This is a genomic window from Mycobacterium sp. (assembly GCF_032162105.1).
In the GTDB taxonomy this organism is placed as follows: domain Bacteria; phylum Actinomycetota; class Actinomycetes; order Mycobacteriales; family Mycobacteriaceae; genus Mycobacterium.
In genome coordinates, this window is sequence record NZ_JAVRPS010000514.1 from 1 (window position 1) to 5,350 (window position 5,350).

The window sequence follows — 5,350 nt, forward strand, 5'->3', positions numbered from 1 at the left end:
ACTACCCCGACGTCACCTTGGCGGTGTATGCCTCGCCGAACCAAACGGTGATCGCCGGACCGCCCGAGCAGGTCGATGCGGTGATCGCGGTGGTGGACGCCCGGGACCGGTTGGCGCGGCGCATCGAGGTCGACGTGGCCTCCCATCACCGCATCGTTGATCCGATACTGCCCGAGTTGCGGACGGCGCTTGCGGACCTGGCGCCGCAGCCGCCGACCATCCCGGTCATCACTACCATCGACGACCACACCACCGCCGGCGCAATCGTTTTCGACGCCGACAACTGGGCGGCCAACCTGCGCAACGCAGTGCGGTTCAGCCAGGCCGTCGCCGCCGCCGGCGCCGACCATGCGACCTTCATCGAAGTCAGCCCCCATCCGCTGCTCACCCACGCCATCAGCGACACCCTGGGACCCGCGCATCACCACAGCATCGGAACCCTGCACCGCGATACCCACGACACGCTGACCTTCCACACCAACCTCAACACCACCCGCACCACCCGCCCACCACGAACCGAGCACCCACCCGAACCCCACCCAACCCTGCCCACCACCCCCTGGCACCACACCCACCACTGGACCACCACCCAAGAGCGAGTGGGCGGCGCCAGATCTGCGCCCACGTCTGGCACCCTGCTGGGTGAACACATCGCGATGGCCACCACGCCGCCGGCACATCTGTGGCAGGCGCGGCTGGTGCCGGAGGCCAAGCCGTATCCGGGTTACCACCGAATCGACGGCTTGGAGGTGGTTCCGGTATCGGTTCTGCTGCAGACGCTTTCGGCAGCTGCGGCTGAATCTGGTGCATCGACGTTGGGTGAAGTCCGATTCGAGTATCCGATCGTGGTCGATCAGCCGCGGGTGATACAGGTGGTCGCCGACGATGAATCCGTCACCGTGTCATCCAGTCTCGCGGCCGGCACCTCCGCGCACCGTTGGGTCAGGCACGTCAGCGCCCGAATCTCTCACTGGCTGCTGGACGACGAGCCCGAAGGCATGGACAAGAGCGGCGATCACGAAATGGCCGCCTACGATCCCTCGTCGGTCGCCGAGCTACAGCGGACGTGGGGCATCGAGGGGCAGCCGTTCCCGTGGTCGATCGACTCCTGCGAGTCGGCGCCGGGTGGACTGCACGCCGATGTCGGCTTGCCGGAGGGCTCGACGGTCGCACTGCTCGACGCCGCCGTTCACCTCGCCCGCCTCGTGGACAGCTCCAACCCGCGGCTCTTGCTTCCGGCCGGCGTCGAAAGTGTCCGCCTCGAACCCGGGTTCGCGGACGTGCGCGGTTCCGTCGAGGTACGTCGGCGTGGCGGCGACGGCGATGAGCTCATCGTCGACATCGCCGTGAAGGCACCCGACGGCAGTACATGTGTCGACATCCGCTCACTGAGATTCGCGAACGTCGAGTCTGGGCCTGCGCAGGCGGCTGCGCGCGGCGCCGACCCGCACACATTGGCGCACGCGATCGAGTGGCAACCATGGAGTGAATATGCCGACCCGGAACAGGCGCCCGGTGTCCACTGCACGCTCGCGGTTCTCGGGGAGGATGATGCCGCCCGCACTCTCCGCGATCGGCTAGCCGATGCCGGCTACATAGCCGCCGACGTCGCCGATGCACGGTGCGTCCTCTACATAGCCGAGCCCCGGCCGGTGGAGGCCACTGAGACCGACATCGACTGCGCGGTACGCCTGTCGGCGGAAGTGACCGATCTCGTCCGCCGGCTGGCCGAGCGGGATGACCGCGACCCGGCCACGCTGTGGATCATCACCCGCGGCGTTCGCGAGGCCGTCTCCGACGCGGCTTTGCGCCAGAGCCCTCTGTGGGGACTCGCCGGGGTCATCGGCGCCGAGCAGCCCCAGCTGTGGGGCGGCGTCGTGGACATCGGGGCCGGCGACGACATGGGGGTTTGCGCATCGGCCCTGTCCACGATGCTTCGGACGCCAGCCAAGTGCATCCTGGCGCTGCGCGACGGCGAATTCCTCGCGCCCGCGTTGGTGCGGGTTTCCGGCGAACCAGTGCGAGAGCCGCTGCGGTGTCGTCCCGACGCGGCGTACCTCATCACCGGCGGCATGGGCGCACTCGGTCTGCTGATGGCCGCCTGGCTCGCGGACCGAGGTGCACGTCGTCTGGTATTGGCCGGCCGCACTCCGTTGCCTCCCAGGAGTGACTGGGACAGCGACACCAACGACACCGACGTGCGCCACAAGATCGCTGCGATCCGGGCGCTGGAGGTGCGAGGCGTCTCCGTCGATGCCGTGGCCCTCGACGTCGGATCGCGCGACGCGGTGCAGGCTCTGCTCGGTAGGCGGGACGGCGACCGGGCTCCGCTGATACGCGGTGTCATACACGCTGCCGGAGTCACGGAAAGCCAGCTCCTGACCGAGATTGCGGATAGCCCGCTTCAGCGCACCATGTGGCCGAAAATCGCTGGCGCACAGGCGTTGCACGAGGCCTTCCCGCCGGGCGCCCTCGACTTCTTCTACCTGACTGCCTCGGCCGGGACGGTCTTCGGTATCCCGGGACAGGGCGCCTACGCGGCGGCAAATGCGTACCTCGACTGCCTGGCCCGAGCGCGTCACCACCAAGGCTGCCACACCGTCAGCCTGGACTGGGTGCCCTGGCAGGGACTCGGGTTCGCCTCTGACGCGCAAGTCGTCGTTCAAGAGCTTCAACGGCTGGGGTCGCGACCGGTCACCCCGGAAGAAGCCTTCACCGCCTGGGAGCACGTGAACCGTTACGACGTCGCGCAAGCGGTCATGGCGCCGATGCTGTCCGCTGAGGAAGGCACGTCGGTCATATCCGATGCGCACCGAACCGCACCGATGCGCGCATGGTCGCAGATGTCGCCCGATGGTCTGCACGCCGAACTCGAGAACGGGTTGCGAGCCATCCTCGCCAACGAACTTCGGATGCCGGAGCGAGAACTCGAACTGGACCGGCCGTTCGTGGAGCTGGGCCTCGACTCGGTGATGGCGATGTCGATTCGACGAGAGGCCGAGCAGCTCGTCGGCACCGAGCTGTCGGTGACGATGCTGTGGAACCACCCGACGATCGCGTCATTGGCGGAGTACCTCGCCAAACGGCTCTTACCGCAGCAAGACTCGGAAGGCGGCGTCGATGCGACGCCCGACGCGGCGAGCAGTGTGCTGGATGCGTTGTTCGACAGTGTGGAATCTGCTCCCGCCGGCAGCGAGAGCGGCATCTGATGACAGCCCGAACGGAGAGGTAGTCGTGACGCCGGTAATTGAGCCTTCCATCCCCGCTGTGCTCGCGGAGCGTGCGCGGCAGCAGCCGGATGACATCGCGTACACGTTCATCGACTACGAGGTAGACCCGGAAGGCTTCACCGAGAGCTTGACGTGGTATCAGGTTCATCAGAGAGCGCGGGTCGTCGCAGAAGAGCTTCTGCGTTGCGGGTCGGCCGGCGATCGGGCAGTGATACTGGCTCCGCAGAGCCTCGATTACATCGTCGCTTTCCTCGGCGCGATACAAGCGGGTTTCATCGCCGTCCCGCTTTCGGTGCCGCAATTCGGCACGTATGACGAGCGCGTGTCGGCGGCGCAGCGTGACTGCTCGCCGGTCGCGGTACTGACGACGTCTGCGGTCGTCGACGACATCAGGAAATTTGCTCAGGCTCAGCCCAGCCAACGGGCACCACGAGTGATCGAGATCGATGCGCTGGACTTCGATTCGCCACGGACGCTCGACGCGAATGTCGGTCCCCTTCCGAAGTCGGCATATCTTCAGTACACGTCCGGCTCGACTCGTCAGCCGGCCGGTGTCGTGGTGACCCACATGAACGTCATCGCGAATCTCGAACAACTCATGGCCGACTATTTCGAGGACTACGGGAAAGTCCCACCGCAGGACACCACGATCGTGTCGTGGCTGCCCTTCTACCACGACATGGGACTGATAGTTGGGGTGTTCATTCCGATGGTGGCCGGACGCCCGGCAGTGCTGATGAGTCCAGTGTCGTTCATGCAGAAGCCGGCCCGGTGGATGCAATTACTGGGGGCCAATACGAGCACGTTCACGGCTGCGCCGAACTTCGCGTTCGAGTTGGCGGTGCGACGAACGTCGGATGAGGACATGGCCGGGCTCGACCTGGGTGGCGTGGTGACCATGATCAACGGAGCCGAACGGATTCATGGCGCGACGGTCCGGCGCTTCAATGAGCGGTTCGCACAGTTCAATCTTCCGGACACCGCAATGCGCCCGTCGTTCGGGATGGCGGAGGCAACGGTGTACGTAGTGTCGTCGGTGGGGGGGCGTCCACCGGTGACGGTGCGTTTCGATTACGAGAAGTTGGCGGCCGGGCTCGCGAAGCGGTGCGAGAACGAAGGCGGTTCGGAGCTGGTCAGTTGCGGCCCACCCCGGTCGACCACGGTGCGGATCGTCGATCCCGAGACGGGGATCGAGAATCCGGCAGGCAAGGCGGGGGAGATCTGGCTTCACGGCGACCACGTCGCCATGGGCTATTGGCGCAATCCCCAGCAGACCGAGCGAACCTTCGGTGGAAGGCTGGTCGATCCGTCGCCGGACACGCCGCAGGGACCGTGGTTGCGCACCGGGGATCTGGGGGTGATGTTCGATCGGGAGCTGTTCATCATCGGCCGCATCAAGGATCTGCTGATCGTGGACGGGCGCAACATCTATCCCGATGACATCGAGGCGACGATTCAGGAAATCACCGGGGGCCGGGTCGCGGCGATATCGATTCCGGATGATCACGGCGAGCAGCTCGTGGCGATCGTGGAACTCAAGACGCGGGATGGCTACGACGAGGAGGCGCTGGACCGGCTTCGCACCGTGAAACGCCAAGTCACCTCGGCTATTTCGAAGTCGCACAGCTTGCTGGTGGCCGATCTGGTCCTGGTGCCGCCCGGTTCGATTCCGATCACGACCAGCGGCAAGGTCCGCCGGTTCGCGTGCGCGGAGCGCTACCGACTCGACGAATTCAGTCGTTTGGAGGTCCCGGCGTGACGGCGGCTTTTGACGAGGCCGCTCTTCGACGCTGGTTGGTCGACTATCTGGTGACGAACGTCGGCCGCAGTCCCGACGAGATCGACTTCGACGCGTCGATGCACGATCTGGGAGTGGGGTCGCGCAACATGGTTGTGCTCTCCGGTGAGCTGTCCGAGCTGCTCGGCCGGCCGGTCTCACCGGTGGAGTTCTGGCAGTACCCGACGGTCAATGCCCTGGTGGGGTTTCTCACTGGGTCTAAACCCGAGCCTGGGGCCGAGGCAGCGGGCCGCGATCGCGGATCGATGGACGAGCCGATCGCCGTCATCGGTCTGGGATGCCGCTTCCCGGGTGACATAGCTGGCCCGGAATCGTTGTGGCA

Annotated in this window: 3 protein-coding genes; all 3 read left to right on the forward strand. The window is 66.0% G+C overall.

Features of this window, described 5'->3' with window-relative positions:
- The coding region (locus QOC69_RS26655; RefSeq protein WP_526445330.1) for a type I polyketide synthase at positions 1-3,209 on the forward strand (3,209 nt) is incomplete at its 5' end.
- A 25-nt stretch (positions 3,210-3,234) separates the two neighbouring features.
- Positions 3,235-4,989 (forward strand): fatty-acid--AMP ligase, encoded by a 1,755-nt coding sequence (locus QOC69_RS26660; protein WP_526445332.1) that lies wholly within the window; start codon positions 3,235-3,237, stop codon positions 4,987-4,989.
- Positions 4,986-5,350: acyl carrier protein (locus QOC69_RS26665; RefSeq protein WP_526445334.1), on the forward strand; the 365-nt coding region annotated here is incomplete at its 3' end. The genes QOC69_RS26660 and QOC69_RS26665, both read left to right, overlap by 4 nt.